The 16,960-nt window shown below is 52.1% G+C and carries 15 protein-coding genes; 7 read left to right on the plus strand and 8 right to left on the minus strand.

Going from position 1 to position 16,960, the window contains the following annotated elements; genetic code table 11:
* The 5 genes from ACXYMU_RS13275 to ACXYMU_RS13295 all read right to left on the minus strand — a co-directional run bounded on the left by ACXYMU_RS13275 (nt 1) and on the right by ACXYMU_RS13295 (nt 6,633).
* The gene (locus ACXYMU_RS13275; protein ID WP_458986890.1) at nt 1-1,077 is read right to left on the minus strand and encodes a J domain-containing protein; all 1,077 of its coding nucleotides are present in this window, start codon (nt 1,075-1,077) and stop codon (nt 1-3) included.
* 88 nt (nt 1,078-1,165) lie between these two features.
* Nucleotides 1,166-1,810, minus strand: coding sequence for a LolA family protein (locus tag ACXYMU_RS13280; RefSeq protein WP_458986891.1), 645 nt, complete (start codon nt 1,808-1,810; stop codon nt 1,166-1,168).
* Nucleotides 1,811-1,834: 24 nt separating this feature from the next.
* On the minus strand, nt 1,835-4,450 hold the full coding sequence (locus tag ACXYMU_RS13285) for an FtsK/SpoIIIE family DNA translocase (protein WP_458986892.1): 2,616 nt from the start codon (nt 4,448-4,450) through the stop codon (nt 1,835-1,837).
* 305 nt (nt 4,451-4,755) lie between these two features.
* The gene (locus ACXYMU_RS13290) at nt 4,756-5,787 is read right to left on the minus strand and encodes a quinone-dependent dihydroorotate dehydrogenase (RefSeq protein WP_458986893.1); all 1,032 of its coding nucleotides are present in this window, start codon (nt 5,785-5,787) and stop codon (nt 4,756-4,758) included.
* Nucleotides 5,788-5,862: 75 nt separating this feature from the next.
* Nucleotides 5,863-6,633, minus strand: coding sequence for a VIT1/CCC1 transporter family protein (locus ACXYMU_RS13295; RefSeq protein WP_458986894.1), 771 nt, complete (start codon nt 6,631-6,633; stop codon nt 5,863-5,865).
* Between the two features lie 144 nt (nt 6,634-6,777).
* Here ACXYMU_RS13295 and ACXYMU_RS13300 point away from each other — a divergent pair, with 144 nt between their 5' ends.
* Nucleotides 6,778-7,713, plus strand: a complete 936-nt coding sequence (locus ACXYMU_RS13300; protein WP_458986895.1) for a DUF302 domain-containing protein — start codon at nt 6,778-6,780, stop codon at nt 7,711-7,713.
* Nucleotides 7,714-8,007: 294 nt separating this feature from the next.
* Here the strand turns inward: ACXYMU_RS13300 and ACXYMU_RS13305 are convergent, their stop codons facing one another.
* Nucleotides 8,008-8,343 (minus strand): DUF6984 family protein, encoded by a 336-nt coding sequence (locus ACXYMU_RS13305; protein ID WP_458986896.1) that lies wholly within the window; start codon nt 8,341-8,343, stop codon nt 8,008-8,010.
* 225 nt (nt 8,344-8,568) lie between these two features.
* Between ACXYMU_RS13305 and ACXYMU_RS13310 the strand changes: the two genes are divergently transcribed.
* Nucleotides 8,569-9,702 carry a DEAD/DEAH box helicase gene (locus ACXYMU_RS13310; RefSeq protein ID WP_458986897.1) on the plus strand — a complete coding sequence of 378 codons (1,134 nt, stop codon included), beginning with the start codon at nt 8,569-8,571 and terminating at the stop codon, nt 9,700-9,702.
* Nucleotides 9,703-9,841: 139 nt separating this feature from the next.
* Here the strand turns inward: ACXYMU_RS13310 and xerD are convergent, their stop codons facing one another.
* Entirely contained in the window at nt 9,842-10,741 is a 900-nt protein-coding gene (xerD, locus tag ACXYMU_RS13315) for a site-specific tyrosine recombinase XerD (protein ID WP_458986898.1), read from the minus strand.
* Nucleotides 10,742-11,309: 568 nt separating this feature from the next.
* On the opposite strand from xerD, the gene ACXYMU_RS13320 reads away from it, so the two are divergent.
* The 5 genes from ACXYMU_RS13320 (at nt 11,310) to ACXYMU_RS13340 (ending at nt 15,193) form a co-directional block, all read left to right on the plus strand.
* Complete coding sequence (locus ACXYMU_RS13320; protein WP_458986899.1) at nt 11,310-11,765, plus strand: type II 3-dehydroquinate dehydratase; 456 nt, start codon at nt 11,310-11,312, stop codon at nt 11,763-11,765.
* 81 nt (nt 11,766-11,846) lie between these two features.
* Nucleotides 11,847-12,908: an aminotransferase class V-fold PLP-dependent enzyme gene (locus ACXYMU_RS13325; RefSeq protein ID WP_458986900.1), complete on the plus strand. Its 1,062-nt coding sequence runs from the start codon at nt 11,847-11,849 to the stop codon at nt 12,906-12,908.
* A 104-nt stretch (nt 12,909-13,012) separates the two neighbouring features.
* The gene (locus ACXYMU_RS13330; RefSeq protein WP_458986901.1) at nt 13,013-13,573 is read left to right on the plus strand and encodes a MarC family protein; all 561 of its coding nucleotides are present in this window, start codon (nt 13,013-13,015) and stop codon (nt 13,571-13,573) included.
* Between the two features lie 112 nt (nt 13,574-13,685).
* Nucleotides 13,686-14,150 carry a ribonuclease HI gene (gene rnhA, locus ACXYMU_RS13335; RefSeq protein WP_458986902.1) on the plus strand — a complete coding sequence of 155 codons (465 nt, stop codon included), beginning with the start codon at nt 13,686-13,688 and terminating at the stop codon, nt 14,148-14,150.
* Nucleotides 14,151-14,476: 326 nt separating this feature from the next.
* A complete protein-coding gene (locus ACXYMU_RS13340; RefSeq protein ID WP_458986903.1) occupies nt 14,477-15,193 on the plus strand; it encodes a tRNA1(Val) (adenine(37)-N6)-methyltransferase in 717 nt (238 codons plus the stop codon).
* Between the two features lie 337 nt (nt 15,194-15,530).
* Here ACXYMU_RS13340 and ACXYMU_RS13345 read toward each other — a convergent pair whose 3' ends face one another.
* Nucleotides 15,531-16,877, minus strand: coding sequence for a saccharopine dehydrogenase family protein (locus ACXYMU_RS13345; RefSeq protein WP_458986904.1), 1,347 nt, complete (start codon nt 16,875-16,877; stop codon nt 15,531-15,533).
* Between the last annotated feature and the right edge of the window lie 83 nt (nt 16,878-16,960).

Genomic DNA, 16,960 nt, shown 5'->3' on the forward strand with positions numbered 1-16,960 from the left:
TTATACCACCTGCTTTAAGTAAGCACGCAGGTAGGCAGGCTCTGCCAATATTTTCAGTTCGTGCTTTAATTGCTTTACATCACGCTTCAACTCGTTTCGGGCGGTGCCCAGGCCATGCTCCATCTGCTTGGGCGAGCTGCAATACTGCTGATAGAAAGCACTGTCGGGGCCATTCAGAAACTGCTCCTGCTCTTCTTCCAATTCTTTTGCCTGTAGCGATAGCAACTTCAGAAAGTATTTCAGCTGTGCATCGGGCACCTGGTCTAATTCTTTGTCTGGTCCCGTTTTATACTGCAGTTGCAAGCGCAATAACTCAAAGAAATCATCCTGCTTATAGGCATGCGTAATGCGTTTCATGGCCTCGGTCTTCCAGATCCGGGCGGCTTCATCCAGTTCTTTATCAGGGTGCAGTAGCTTGGCGAGGTCGGTATACACCCGGCGACTGGCTTTGCTGGTGTGCAGCAAAGCCAGTTTCTTACGTTCTTCCTTTGCCAGCTTGGCCGTGCTTTTCCCGCGGTTTGCCTTGCCAGCCGCCTTCGCGTTCTCCCGGGCCGATTGCTGCTGCTCCAGGTGCGCCTCCAGATGTTCCAGGTCCAGTTCGTCCTCCAGAGCCATGTCCAGCGTCTCAAAGTTCAGTGGCTCTTGCTGCCGGGCACGCGCTTCATCCAGCTTTTGCTGTAATAATTCTGCATAGGGTATGGCGGCGTATTTGTTGTGCAACGGAATAAGCTCCTCTACCTCATACCCCTCCATCAGGCTAAATGCGATCGACACAATCAGACCGGCTATTTTGTCCTTCTCCCGCTTACGGAACTCCTCCAATTGATACGCCCTGTCCAGCAGTTTCACCAGTTCTACCCGCTTTTGCACCACCTGCATCACCAAAGGCCGCAACTCATGCGTTACCCGGTTCTGTGCCAACTCCAAACGTGCCCGCATCTCTGCCAGCTGCTGCTTTAAAGCATCTACCTGCTGTACCTTCTGGTTAAATTGCCGCTGCAACTTCGACAATTGCCCGTTGCCCGGCTTATTTATATGCGGAAGTTGCTTTAGTATGATAGCGTCCTGCTCTGTCATGGAGGTGTGATGTTTAGTCTGAGAGTGTGGCAACAAGAAAGGCTGCCTTTACCGGGCAGCCTTTCTTGTTGCGGAAGAATGTATTTGTTTAGCGCAGGTCCACCACGGTCACGCCTTTGTACTTGGCCTTATTAAAGGTAAAAGCATCGGTGGCCAGTGTTGGGTTTGCCTGGAAATTCTTGATGGTATAGGTATAGCGGTTTCCGTTGTTACGGAACATCTGCCAGCTCTTCAAGGTCTTGTCTTTCTGGTTGATGTATAAACGCACCTTGTAAATCGGGTTTTTGCGGTCTTCCGGAGCCAGCTCGATTACATCAAACTTGCTGCCTTCAATGGTTTCGGTGCCAGCGAAAGAGTATTTATACCCTTTCTTATACATCTCGAAAATCCTGCTTGGGGCCATTGCTTCAGCCTCAGCATCGCTTTCGGTAATGGTCACTTCGTTGGCATCTTTCAGGAAGGTATACATGTTCTTGCCATCACTTATGATCTCCTGGCCACTTACACCCAAGCGGTATTTCTCGCCGCTTACCAGAATATTGCCGTTCATGGTCTCCTTCACTTTTGCAGACGGGTTCTCGAGGGTCTGGGCAAAGTCAGCCTTAAAAGCCTTCATCGATTTATACTTCTGGCTCATGCCATTCAGAATCGTACCGGCCTTCGGGTCTTGCTGTGCCTGCGCCACGTGAATGAACATAACGGCCAGCAGTAGGAGAGAGAGTATCTTTTTCATGTTAATCGGTAATTGTATGTGTGTTTACCCGAGGGTATTCAATAACTGTTCCAAACTGTATTCGTCCGGAATTAAAACTTCGCGGGCTTTGCTCCCTTCAAAGGCTCCCACAATTCCCGCCGACTCCAATTGGTCGATCAAACGACCGGCGCGGTTATATCCTAGCTTCAGGCGGCGCTGTAGCAGCGAGGTGCTCCCCTGCTGGTGCTGCACTATAATACGGGCAGCTTCCTCGAACAAGGCATCGCGGTTACTCGGGTCGAAATCGGCTTTCTCGTTGCCGCTCTCATCGCCCACAAACTCCGGCAACAGGTAAGCATCATCATAGCCCTGCTGGTTTCCGATAAACTCACAGATGCGGTCCACCTCGGGCGTGTCCACAAACGCGCACTGGATACGAATCATATCCGAGCCGATGGAGAACAGCATATCTCCCTGGCCTATCAGCTGGTCGGCGCCGCCGGCATCCAGAATGGTGCGGGAGTCGATTTTAGAGGTTACCTTAAAGGAGATACGCGCCGGGAAGTTGGCTTTGATAATACCCGTGATCACGTTTACCGACGGACGCTGCGTGGCCACTACCAGGTGTATACCGATGGCGCGGGCCAGCTGCGCTAGGCGAGCGATCGGTGTTTCCACCTCCTTGCCTGCGGTCATCATCAAGTCAGCCAACTCGTCAATCACCAGCACGATGAACGGCATGAAGCGGTGCCCCTTCTTCGGGTTCAGCTTGCGCTCCACGAACTTGCGGTTATACTCCTTCAGGTTGCGGCAACCGGCGTCTTTCAACAGGTCGTAGCGCATGTCCATCTCCATACAGAGCGAGTTCAGCGTGTTCACCACCTTTTTGGTGTCGGTGATGATGGCTTCCTCGCTGTCCGGCAGCTTGGCCAGGAAGTGGCGTTCAATCTTATTGAACAGGGATAATTCCACTTTCTTCGGATCGACGAGCACGAACTTAAGCTGCGATGGATGGCGCTTATACAGCAGCGAGGTCAGGATGGCGTTGAGGCCAACCGACTTACCCTGACCCGTGGCACCCGCCATCAGCAAGTGCGGCATTTTGGCCAGGTCCGTAATAAATACTTCGTTGGTGATGGTCTTACCAAAGGCAATTGGCAGGTCCATGTCACTCTTCATGAACTTCTCGGTCGCCAGGATAGACTTGATGGACACCATCTCTTTTTTGGTGTTCGGCACCTCGATACCGATAGTACCCTTGCCTGGAATCGGGGCGATGATACGGATACCCAAAGCGGCTAAGCTTAGGGCGATGTCGTCTTCCAGATTCTTGATCTTAGAGATACGCACACCGGCATCCGGCACAATTTCATACAGCGTAACGGTCGGCCCGATGGTGGCCTTAATACTGGCGATGCTGATGTTGTAATGCCCCAGCGTCTCCACAATCTTCACCTTGTTCGCTTCCAGTTCCTCCTTGCTTACCTGTATCTTGTTGGTGCCGTAATCGGTTAGCAGGTCGATGTGGGGGTATTGGTAGCGGGCCAGGTCGAGCGTCGGGTCGTAGTTCTCACCGGAAATCACCTCCGCTTCTTCGGGCGTTTCGGCTATCTGAAGCTCCATATCCTCTTCTGGCTCCTCTCCAAACGTATCCTCTAATTCTACCTCATCATCCAACTCGATGTCTAGTTCCAGTGTCGGAACGGCAGGTTTCGTGGGTACAGGTGGTACTTCCGGCTTCGGCGGGATCGAGTTCAACTCCATCTCCAGCGCCCGGTTTATCTCATCATCGTCTTCGTCAGCGTAAATTTCTTCCTCATCTAACGCTTCTACTTCCAGCGAGGCAGTCGGGTCAGCGTTGTGGTTGATGCCCCGGGCGGCAGAGCCCATCACATCGCCCAACGAATCGGCATAGCGGTTAGCTGGGACCGTATCGGTATCGTCCGGGTCCAGGGCCAGCACGGGTTTGCTTCCCCAGTTCAAGCTGGTGATGTTAAAGAAGCCTACCAGGAAGATGAGCAGCAAAAAACCCAGCAGCAGCCAGGAACCCCAGCCGATCAGGCTGTTGAGCCAAATGGCTGTTTCGATGCCAATGCCCCCACCCAGGAAGCCCAGGCGGTCGATGGCACTAGCGGAAAACACCACGTAGCCCAGTGTAAGGCTGGTCCAGAGCATCGAGAAGCTGCACAACCCGATGATGTAGGACATGGAAACCGTTACCCGCTTGAACACAATGCGCAGTCCGGCTAAAAACAAGACCGGGATCAGGAAAAAGGCACCCAGGCCTGCCCAGTCATATATAAACAGGTGTGATACCCAGGCTCCAAACAAGCCTAACCAGTTCTCCGCCTCCCGTCCCGACTCCTTCAGGCCGGTGCCGTTCACGGTCTCCACCACGCTCTGGTCGGCATTGCCGGTAAAGAGATAGGATACAAATGCGATGGTCAGGAAAAAGGAAATCAGCAGCAGCGTGAAGCCGATGCCCAGTTTAAAGCGCCTGTCATGCAGAAACCCGATCCGGAAGGAGGGCATCTTCGGCAATTTAAAAGACCAGTTCCGCTTCGCCTTTTTTGGCTTCTCCCCCTTCGGTGCATTCGTTTTGCGTGGCTCGTTCTTACCCCGCACCTCGTTCTTCCGCGCTGCGTGCAGCGTGTCGTCTCTGTAAGTGTTCTTGGCCATACCCTTTGCTAAAGTTCAGATTCAAATTTACATTTTTTTGGGTAGAATCGGCGGGAATGGTTGATTTGTTGGAGGGTTAAATTGCTGAAAGGCCAAATACTTGAATAGTTATATATATGAGCATAGCGACAGGTCTAAATGACGCCAAGATCCGGGGTCACTGCATTCTGTGCAGGAGCTTTACAAGGCGAGGCAATTGCGTTTGGTTATGGGTATAGCAGCTATTGCCTTATTGGTTAACCGGATAGGACCTGCACCACCTGATGTGCCTATAGACAACCATTAACAATTTTACCATTCAGCACTTACCCATTCAGCAGCTTTTTGTTGATTTTGCTAATCAGGGCGGGGCCTTCGTAAATAAAACCGGTATAAAGCTGCACTAGGTCGGCACCCGCCTCTAATTTCTCCACGGCATCCTCTGCCGTCATGATACCTCCTACCCCAATGATGCGGATTTCGGGCGGCAGGAAGGTGCGCAGGTGCCGGATAATCTGGGTAGAGTGCTGCGTCAGGGGCTTGCCGCTCAAACCACCCATCCCGATATCGGAAACGCGGGCGGCGGAAGTCTGTAGTCCCTCTCTGGACACAGTAGTGTTGGTGGCGATAAGGCCACTGAGTTTGGTCTCGATGGCAATCTCGATGATGTCGTTGAGTTGAGCCATGTTCAGGTCCGGGGCGATCTTTAGCAACAGCGGTTTGGCCTTCGGCATTTTACTGTTCTGCTCCTGCACGGCCAGCAGTAGTCGCTTCAGCGGTTCTTTGTCCTGCAGGGCGCGCAGGTCCGGGGTGTTGGGCGAACTCACGTTCACCACAAAATAATCCACCACATCATAAAGCGCCTTAAAGCAATAGAGGTAGTCGTTGAGTGCCTCCTCGTTGGGTGTTACCTTGTTTTTGCCGATGTTTCCGCCCACAATTACCTTGCTCTTGCGGTTGCGCAGGCGTTCCACGGCAGCATCTACGCCTTTGTTGTTAAAGCCCATGCGGTTGATGATGGCCTGATCCTCCGGCAAGCGGAAAAGGCGCGGTTTGTCGTTGCCATCCTGCGGCTTGGGCGTCAGGGTACCGATTTCCACGAAGCCGAAGCCCAGTTCGCCCATCTCATCTACCAGCATCGCATCCTTATCAAAACCAGCGGCCAATCCTACTGGGTTCGGGAACTTCAGGCCGAACAGTTCACGCTCCAGCCGCGAATCTTCTACCCGGAACATGCGCTGGCTCATGTTTTTGGCATAAGGCACCTTCAGGGAGGCACGCAGCAGATCGGTTGTCAGGTAATGGACTTTCTCGGGGTCGAGCTTGAAAAGGAGCGGACGCAGCAGGCTTTTGTACACAGGCTTGGGCTTTGGTTATACAATACCCACAAAGATAAGATGCTGCGCGTAGGATGTAAGGCCCGATTGGCTTTTTTAGCGATTTGTTCGCGCGGGTGCCATACGTATATCTAAATCCAGGAATGCATCCGCAGCAGGTCCTCCAGAAAATCCCCGGCAAAGTACGCCAGTGTGGCCGCAATGCCCCCCCATAAACAGCGTTTCGGCGATGCCTGCAAACACGTTTTTGCCGGTTACCGTGCTCTTTAGGGTGCCGATGATGGTGAGACCCAGCCCTGTGAGCAGACAGGCGTAAAAGAAAAGGTTGGTTCTGTCGGTGTTAAACACTAGCGCGTAAACATAGGCGGCCAAGGGTATAAATCCGATCAGTAGAAACGAGAAGAAGGTAATGCCAGCCGTATGGAAAGGTGATTTGTTGTCGCGGGTCATGTTCAGCTCCTCCTTCATCATGGTGTCGATCCATACCTCCCGGTCCGATGTGATCACGGCCACCACCTGCTCCAGCAACTCGCCTTTAAATCCCTTGTTCCGGTATATCTCCCGGATTTCCTCTACCTCGGTAGCCTCGTCGTTGCTGATTTCCCAATCCTCTATCGCCTGGTGCTTGTCGAAGTTGGCGATGCTGGCTTTGGTGGAGAAGAAGTTGCCCACAGACATCGAGAAGCCGTCCGCAATCAGGTTGGCAAAGCCCAGTATAATCACCACCGGGATATCGAGGTCCGCACCTGTGGCACCCGCCACCACGGCAAAGGTGGTGATGGTGCCATCGATGCTGCCGTACACAAACTCCGGCAGGAAAGCCTTGCTGATAATTGGCAACCTGCTGTTGCCCTGTGTCTTGGCCATACCCCTTGCTGCTTTTCTCACTTATACGAGCCGATGCAACGAAGCGGGTCACAGTGAGGAAGAACCCGGATAGTCTAGCTTACAATGCTATAACCTTCTGAGGGCAGTTTAGTATCTCTAAAGATTCGCAACCTAACAAACACTATGAGAGAAACGAAACTTTTAAGCGCTGTTCTCCTGGCAGGACTCAGCGCGGCAACCCTCCTGACGCAGTGTAAGCCAGACGCAGGTTCCACGCCCATTAAACACCGCCCAACTGCCACTGGGCTAATGTATGCCGAGAACCCGAAAGGCAACCTCGACTCGATTTACGGCAACATCATATCTGCGCTGGAGGCCAATAAGGCAATTGGCATTGTGGCCCAGGTTAACCACCAGGAGAATGCCGCCACGGCAGGTATGGAGTTGAACCCGACCCGTGTGGTGCTCTTCGGCAACCCGAAACTGGGTACGCCGCTGATGCAGGCAAACCAACAGGCCGGGCTGGACCTGCCACAGCACATGCTGGTATACAAAAACGATTTGGGGGATGTATACACGGCCTTCAACGCCACGGCTTACCTGGCCTCGCGCTATGGTATCAGTTCGGTTTCCACGCTCCCTAAAATAGAACAGGCACTGACCGGGCTTGTAAAACAGGCCACCGGACAAGAGGTAGCCGCTACAGACAAGCAAACCGTGGCACTGCATGAGGGAATTGTGGAGGTTGAGAGCGCCAACTCCTTTGCAGACACCTACGACAAGCTGCGCGCCGCCATTTCGGGGCTCGACCAGGTTAAAATTATAGCTGAGCTCGATCATCAGCAAAATGCGCAATCAGTGGGCCTGACGCTTCCGCCTACCAAGCTCATTGTGTTCGGCAACCCGGCCCTCGGTACACCGCTCCTGCAGGCGCAGCAAACCATCGGCATCGACCTGCCCCAAAAAATACTGGTGTATGAAGACCCAAGCGGTAACGTGAAGCTGATCTACAACGACCCACACTACCTGGCGGAGCGCCATGGCATTTCAGGGCAACAGGATTTACTAGACAAAATTGCCACCGCACTAAGCAACCTGGCTAAAGCGGCTACAGAATAAACTGGAAGTGAGCACAGACGCACGATTTCTTTGCAATAGCCTTACTTCGGGAGTTAAACTTCTGGAGTAAGGCTATTATGATTTTGGTGGGTCTGAACACCTGTAATTACTTATGCAACTGATGGATGAGGCGTAGCGGGGGTTAAGGCTGTACCGGTTTATACGTCTTTGCTTTATATACCTATTACATCCTTGCGAACTTCCTTGCGCCACTTCCTCCCATACCGGTTAGTACAGGCTATGGTGAGGCGTAGCCGAGCATAAAGCCTGTGCAGGGTTATGGGCAGTTGTTCTTCAACTATTTATTACTACTACTTCGTCAGGTTTGGGGTAGCGATTAAGTTGCTCAAAATCTACCTTCCAAAATTCTAATTCATAAAGTTCTTGGTGATTGTCTAAGGTCAAGGTGATTATAACTGGGACGTTATCTTCGTCTTTATACTCAACCTGTACTAAGTCTGCTGCATACTTTCTTTCAGGCTTACCACTAAAAAAGCGAATAGTCCCCATTTTACCATCTTTCAATTCTTCAACCAAGTCGGGAATATCATAGGAGCCTTCCTTCTTTGAAATTCTTACAAGGTGCCTTACAAGATTCCGTTCGTTTTCTTTTAACTCCCTTGTTTCCATTTCTATAATTACCTATTTCCCATAACTTGTAGATATATGTATTCTGTTACGTTTAGCCAACAACCGTTGTGCGCAAAACTGTAACCTGACTACCGAATATACTATATAGCAAGTAAAAAATAAGCCCAACAACACCTCATTGTGCTCCCTCCCCCTTCTTGGCCTTAATTGTTGTATCTTTGCAACGTGGCCACAGATATGTGGCTGCCTCATCAAACTTACTCTATGTCGTTTTCATCTCTGGGCTTGTCTGCCCCACTTCTAAAGGCCGTTGCCGAACAAAACTATACCCAGCCTTATCCGATTCAGGAGCAAGCCATACCTGCCATACTGCAGGGCAAGGATGTTTTGGGCGTAGCCCGAACGGGTTCCGGTAAGACAGCAGGCTTTGTGCTACCCATCCTGGAGCGGCTACAAAACAAGGGTGCATCCCGCAATAGGTATGTGAACACACTCGTGCTGGTGCCTACCCGCGAGCTTGCCGTGCAGGCCGCCGAGGTTTTCAAGGCACTAAGCACCCACCTGCCGAACCGGGTAAAAACCCTGGCGGTGTATGGGGGCGTGTCGGTGAACCCACAGATGATGGCGCTTTCAGGCACAGAGGTACTGGTGGCAACGCCCGGCAGACTTCTCGACCTGATCTCGTCGAAGGCCGTGCATCTGTCGGAGGTGGAGACATTGGTACTGGATGAGGCCGATAAGATGCTGCACTTGGGCTTTGAAGAGGAAATGAACAAGATATTAGCCCTGTTGACAGCTAGGCGGCAGAATATCCTGTTTTCGGCAACCATGGGCAGCGAGGTGGCAGCCGTGGTGGAGAAACTACTGCACAACCCTGTAGAGATTCGGATTGTGGAAGAAGAACAGCCGCTCGAGCAGATCAAGCAAGTGGCCTATCATGTGGCTCCCGAGCGCAAAGGCCCCTTCCTGCGTTACCTCATTAAGCAGCAGCACATGCAGCAGGTGCTGATCTTTGTGTCGGCTACCCGCACCGCCGATAACCTGGTAGACAAGCTGAACAAAAATGGCATTGTGGCCGCGGCCATGCACAGCAAGAAAAGCCAGGGTGCCCGCACCGAGGCGCTGAGTAAATTCAAGTCCGGTAAGTTACCCGTACTGGTGGCCACTGACCTCGTGTCGCGGGGCATCGACATTCAGCTACTCCCTTACGTCATCAACTACGACCTGCCGCGCTCCCCCAAAGACTACGAGCACCGCATCGGCCGCACGGGCCGTGCCGAGGCCGTGGGCGATGCCATCTCCCTCATCTGCCCCGACGACCGCCACCACTTCAAGATCATCCAGAAAAAGATGGGCAAACGCGTGGAGATGCTCGAAACTGATGATATTGACCTTTAGGGGGTATAACGAGTATACCACGATAAAATAATAATGTCATCTCGACCGTAGGGAGAGATCTGAAGTGCAAATTAATAGCTCAGATCTCTCCCTACGGTCGAGATGACATATGGGGAGATGTTACAATAAAACCCTGCCCCTAACTCCTCGGGTGATAATCCTTTATCACTTGCTTCAGGTAATCCCGGTCTAGGTGGGTATAGATTTCGGTGGTGGTGATGGACTCGTGGCCCAGCATTTCCTGCACGGCGCGTAAATCGGCACCGCCCTCAATAAGGTGTGTAGCGAAGGAGTGACGGAAGGTATGCGGGCTCACTGTTTTCTGGATATTGGCTTTGGCGGCCAGGTCCTTGATGATAGTAAACACCATGACCCGCGACATTTTAGCCCCGCGCCGGTTCAGGAACAGGATATCCTCATGCCCTTTCTTGATGGTAAGGTGACAGCGAACGCCCTCCCGATAGAGTTTGATGTGCTTCAGGGCATCGCGCCCAATCGGCACCAAGCGCTCCTTATCGCCTTTACCCGCCACTTTTAGAAAACCCATGTCCTCATACAGGTAACTGATCTTCAGGTCCAGCAATTCGGATACGCGCAGCCCCGAGGCATATAGCGTCTCGACCATGGCGCGGTTGCGCGTGCCCTCGGGTGTGGATAGGTCGATAACGGCCAGCATCTGCTCAATCTCGTGGAAGTGCAGCGTATCGGGCAGTTTGCGGCTCAGTTTGGGGGCTTCGATGGTATCGGTCGGGTCGGTCTGCAGCATGTCCTCCATGATGAGGAACTTGTAGAAAGCCCGGATACCGGACAGCGTGCGGGCCTGCGAGTGCGCCGTCATGCCCAGTTCCCCGATCCACTCCAGGAAATCGCGAAGAATGGTTGGCGTTATATGCTTCGGCGCAACCTTCAGGCTTTTTAAGTCCAGGAACTCGACCAGCTTGCGGATATCACGCCGGTATGCCTCCACAGAATGGCGCGACAAGGACTTTTCCAATTTCAGGTATTCTTCAAATTGCTTGATACAGAGCGGCCAGTTCACTTTTTTAATTACGAATTACGAATTATGAGTTCCGAATTACGAGTTGAATGCTTCAAGTCGTTTACTGTTGATTGGGTATAAAGTATGAGGTGTAATCCACTGATGTAGAAAACCCACCCCTGCCCCTCCCAAGAGGGGAGTTTCAATACTGTAGAAAAATTCCCCTCCTCGGAGCAGGGCCGTTAAGTTCTACCTGATTCTGGCGCGAATCTCCAGATTCGTGTCTTAAAGTGAATGTTGAGTCTCCGACTCAACTGGCCCAGAGGGCCAGAAAATAGTAGGACACGAGCGAGGACGCTCGCGCCATGACTTAATATAATGTAGAACTTAACGGCCCTACCTCCTTGGAGGGGTTAGGGGTGGGTTGAGTTTTTACGAAACTTACTCCCAAATACTTTATCCCTGAAGTAGCTTACTTAGATGCTATACAACTAAAACCGTGTATTTTGGATGTTACTACCAAGGTCTAAATTCTTCTAAACAATCAACCACAAATATTATAGGGCAAAGATACTTAATCCGTACCTTTGTATCTCGGAAATTTGCAAGCACGCTAAATCCCTACCCTATGAAAATCCTCATCCTCAACGGACCAAACCTAAACTTGTTAGGCATACGCGAGAAGGCTGTTTATGGCACACGCTCCTTCGAAGACTACTTCGATGAGTTGAAAGAAGCTTTTCCGGCCCTGGAGCTGACGTATTTTCAGTCGAACACCGAGGGGGTGCTGATCGACAAACTGCATGAGGTGGGCTTTGGCAACTACAAGGGCATAATATTTAATGCCGGTGCTTATACCCATACCTCGCTGGCTATTTCAGATGCCATCAAAGCCATTGAAACCCCGGTGATAGAGGTGCATATTTCCAATGTGTTCGCCCGTGATGCCATTCGCCACAAAAGCATGATGGCCCCGTTCTGCACCGGCAGCATCAGTGGCTTTGGCCTGGAGAGTTACCGGCTTGCCCTGCAGTACTTTGAGCGCCTGAAACCGAAACAAATTGGCTTTGGCGCAAAGAATTAGCCCGAAACACCGTTCTATACATACCGTTCTATTTTTAACCTGCCTGTAGCCCTGCGCTAGAGGAATAACGCTACCACCGCTATGCTCAACTTCTATCCTGGCCCCTCCAAAGTATACCCTGAGGTGCGCAACTACCTTGTAGATGCGTATGACGAGGGCATGCTGAGCACGCCGCATAGAGGGGAGCAGTTTGTGCAGATGTCGCGCGAGTTGGTGAGCCTGATCAAGCGCCGCCTCAACATCCCCCAGGATTACTATATCTTCTTTACGTCCTCGGCCACGGAGTGCTGGGAGATTCTGACGCAAAGCCTCACCAAGCATAAAAGTTACCACATTTACAATGGCTCGTTTGGCGAGAAATGGTTTCAGTATGCCCAGAAGCTGCGCCCAAAATCCGAAGGGTTTTCCTTTGACGTGAACAGCCCGATGCCAGTATCGGACCTGGAGATCAGTTCTGATACCGAGCTAATCTGCATCACGCATAACGAAACGTCCAATGGCACCCAAGTTAGCCCCACGTGCATTCTGAACCTGCACAACAAATACCGCGACACGCTGATTGCCGTGGACGCGACTTCCTCGATGGCGGGCCTCAACCTGAAAATGATCAAGGCGGATATCTGGTATGCCTCGGTGCAGAAGTGCTTTGGCCTGCCGGCTGGTTTGGCCGTGATGGCCTGCTCACCGCGTGCCATTTTCCGGGCAAAGCAAATGGGCGAGCGCGGGCACTACAACAGCCTGGTGCCGATGTACGAGAAAATGCTGAACTACCAGACCACGCACACGCCTAACGTGCTGAACTTATACCTGATGAAGCGCCTGCTCGAAGACCGCCCGTTCATCAAGACCATCGACCAGGAACTGACCACCCGCTCGCAAGACCTCTATGCCTTCTTCAGCCAGTTCACTGATTTCAGGCTTTTGATAGAGAACGAGGACGTACGCTCTAAAACAGTGCTGGCCCTGCAGGGCAGCGAAAAGCTGATAGACGAGTTGAAGAAGCGCGCCCTGCACCACAACATGCGCCTTGGCAATGGCTATGGCCCCTGGGCGCGCAACACGTTCCGCATTGCCAACTTCCCCGCTATTCTGGATGAGGAGTACGAGGAACTGAAACGCTTTTTCCTGCACTATTACGCATAAGTCTGCTACCTTTGCGGCCTGAACGGGCACAGGAAGCAGCCACGGTATTTAGCGACGTGGTTACCCGCGCCCCTTCAGCTTCAGGCATCTTTAAGAGAAAACTCATGTTCAGTGCAAAGGAAATAGCTTCGGTTACGCTCACGCTGTTTGCCGTGATCGACATCATCGGCTCCATTCCCATCATCATCAGCCTGCGCCAGCGCGAAGGCAAGATCGAATCCGAAAAAGCCACGGTTATTTCGGGTGTGCTGATGATCGCCTTCCTGTTTCTAGGGCAGTCTATTCTCAGCCTTTTCGGCATCGATTTTCAGTCGTTTGCTATGGCGGGTGCCATCATTATTTTCCTGATTGGTTTAGAGATGATACTGGGCAAGGATTTCTTTCACTCCGACCCAGAATCCAAAAGCGGCTCCATCGTGCCACTGGCTTTCCCGCTAATCGTGGGGGCTGGCACCATGACCACGCTGCTTTCGCTGCGCGCCGCCTACTCACTGCCAAACGTGCTGGTGGGAATCGTCCTGAATCTGGTGTTCGTCTACATGGTTCTGAAGTCCTCGGCCTGGATTGAGCGCAAGCTCGGCAAGGAAGGAGCCAATGTTCTCCGCAAGATTTTCGGTATCATCCTGCTCGCGATTGCGATTAAACTCTTTAAGACCAACTTGTAATTTTGGATGATTGAATTTTGAATTAGTGAATGGAAAAAAGCCTAACCATATTTTTGAAATTCACACCAGCATGCATTCAAAATTCAGTCATTCAATTATTCAACATTAACCTATGATCGAACTCTATACAGACGGCTCTTCGCGCGGCAACCCCGGCCCGGGGGGGTATGGCGTTATTCTGCGCTGGAAACAGCATGTGAAGGAAATGAGCGAGGGTTTTCGCAAGACCACGAATAACCGCATGGAGTTGCTGGCTGTGATCAAAGGCTTGGAGGCGATCACAAAGCCCGGCATGCCCGTGACCATCTACTCCGACTCTAAATATGTGATCGATTCGGTGGAGAAGGGCTGGGTGTTTGGCTGGCAGAAAAAAGGGTATAAAGGCAAAGCCAACGCTGACCTATGGGCACGTTTCCTGCGAATTTACCCCAAGCACAAGGTGAAGTTTATATGGGTGAAGGGCCATGCCGGCCACCCCGAAAACGAACGCTGTGACGAACTGGCCGTAGCCAGTGCCATGTCGTCTAAACTACTGATTGACGAGAGCTTTGAGTCCGGCGTATCGCAACCTTCTTAATTTTGAATGCGTGAGTTTTGAATGAGTGAAAGAGTGAATCTCTATAAATTAACCCACCCCTGCCCCTCCGAGGAGGGGAATTTCTTTTACTGGCGCAAGTTTTCAAACTTGTGTCTGAAAATCATGTCGAGTTTGCAACTCGACTGGGCCGAAGGCCCAACTATACCCTACACGCGCAAGATGCGAGCGTAAGCATGTTTAAAATAAAACGACCCTGCTCCGAGGAGGGGAATTTCAATAATGTGAAAAATTCCCCTCTTGGGAGGGGTTAGGGGTGGGTCTCTCCTTCCGAACTAAAATATCCAGATTCCATACATCCAATCCCCATGGCCAATACCTATTTCCAGTTCAAGCAGTTCCGGGTGGAGCAGGACAAGTGCGCTATGAAGGTGTGCACGGATTCCTGTGTGTTCGGGGCTTACATGCCAATGGCAGGGGCGAAGCGAATTTTGGATATTGGCGCTGGCACCGGGCTATTATCATTACAGGTAGCGCAACGCACCGAGGCGACGATTGATGCCGTGGAGATAAACCCAGAGGCGCAGGTGCAGGCCACAGAAAACTTTGCGGCAAGCCCTTGGGCAGACAGGTTAACGCTTCATCCGCAGTCACTGCAGCAATATGCTGCACAGCCGCAACCGGGGTATGATGTTATTTTCTCAAATCCACCGTTTTTCCTGGCTTCCCTAAAATCAGAAACGGCTGCCAAGAACACGGCCAAGCATACCGACGACCTGTTTTTTGAGGACATCCTGCACTTTACTCAGCGGCACCTCGCACCGCAAGGCCATTTATACCTTTTGCTCCCTCCTGCCGAAGCCCTCTATTTTGAGAAAGCCGCAGCCAAATTTGGCCTATACCTCACGGATACGGTAGCGGTTTATGCATCCATCGGCGGTAAATGTATCCGGCATATCCAAACTTTTGCCAAAACGCCAACTAAGGCTCCGGTTACAAAGCAGTTCTTTATCCGGTTGGAGGATAAGGTTACTTATACCCCGGAGTTTGTGGAGTTGCTGCAGCCTTTTTACCTACATTTGTAGTTTCCTTTAAGTCTCCCTACTATTTGAGAGGATAAGATTGGCAAAAATAAACCCACCCCTACCCCTCCCAGGAGGGGAATTCCCATCCCTTATTTTGCTGACCTAAGTTTTCAAACTTGTGTCTGAAAACGATGTCGAATTTGCAACTCGACTGGGGCAGAGGCCCAAATATACCTCACTCTCGCGAGACGCAAGCGAAAGCAAAGTTCGAATAAAATACCCCTCCTTATACCAAGAGGGGATATTTTCACAGTATTGAAACTCCCCTCTTGGGAGGGGCAGGGGTGGGTTTTTCGTTCTGTATAAATTATACTTCCTACAAAGCTCTCAAATAAATCTACTCCTCCAGCCTACTGTCACTCTCCACAAAGTCAATCCCATACTGCTTCAGTTCTTCCAGCACCGGTTCGTAGAGGTCGGGGTATACCGGCACAACCACGCCATGCTGCTTTATCTTACCTTGCAGCAGCATCCGGGCTAGTATGCCGACAGGCAGGCCGACGGTTTTCGCCATGGCTGTGTGCACCTCGTCGTCGCCGGTTGCTACGAGTGTAGATGTTACCGTGTGCTTCTCTCCGCCTAGTTCATAGTCAAACAAATGTTGCATCACAATCATATCCTTGTCGCCGGGGGCCAGGGCCCACTTGGCTTTCAGGATCTGCTCCAGTACTTGGGCGGGCGTGGCATCGGTCAGGGCTACCGGGGTTTCCTCGAACAGCCCAAGCCACGTCAGTTTTCCCATTACTTCACCATCAACCGGGAGGTGCAGGTAGGCGCTCAGGCGTTCTGGTATACTTTGGGTTGATTTGGCGGCGGGGGGTAAAAAGGCCTCTATAAAGCTGCGGTGCGTCATGTGTCGCGAGCCTTCGAGGGTATAGCTGTCGTCGGTGAGGCCGAGTTGCACGAACACGTCCCAGGCAGCGCAGTAACCGGGCCGGCGCAGGGTGCCACGCAGCATCGTCGGGATGTCGCGGAGGCCGTAAAGTTCGCGGTAACTCAGCGAATCGCGGTTGGCGTAGCCTTCGAAGGCGCCATACCCCGCTACCTCCAGTTTATCGGTGCGCCTGAACAGTTGGTGGTATGGAATATAGGTATAGCTACCGTTCCTAATATACTTGGCTGTGCCCTGCCCGGCCAGCACCACGTTGCGCGGGTTCCAGGTAAATTTATACCGCCAGGGGTTGGTGTCGGACTCCGGGGCCACCAGTCCGCCGGTGTAAGACTTGAACGAAGTGATGTGACCACCAGCCGCCTTGATGCGCTCGATCACCACCATCGCCGACATGTGATCAATGCCCGGATCGAGGCCGGACTCCATGATAAAGGTCAGGCCCTTTTGCTGCGCCTCTTCATGCAGCGCCCGGATGGCAGGCGACACATAGCTGGCCGTAATCAGGTGCTTGCCCTGCCGCAGGCATTCCCGTGCCACTTCCGCATGAAAGGCCGCTGGCAACATCGAAATTACCAGGTCGGCCTGCCCCACCTCCTCTGCCCGCTGCTGCGCGTTGTGCACATCAAACACCAGGATGTCGGCATAGGTCAGCGCTTCGGTCAGGGGTTGCAGGTGCGCCACCGCGATATCGCCAATCCGGAGGTGCCACTCTTCGGAGGCAGCATGGTGCAGTAGGTATTGGATGAGGGAAGAGGCCGAGCGTCCGGCACCGAGTAGCAGGATATTTTTCATAGCAATGGCAGCAAGTTCAGCCTTAATTTAACCATTACTGGCAGGAAGGCAAGCATTCTATATTGTTATGTCGGAATATTAGC

Source organism: Pontibacter sp. CAU 1760 (assembly GCF_054482735.1).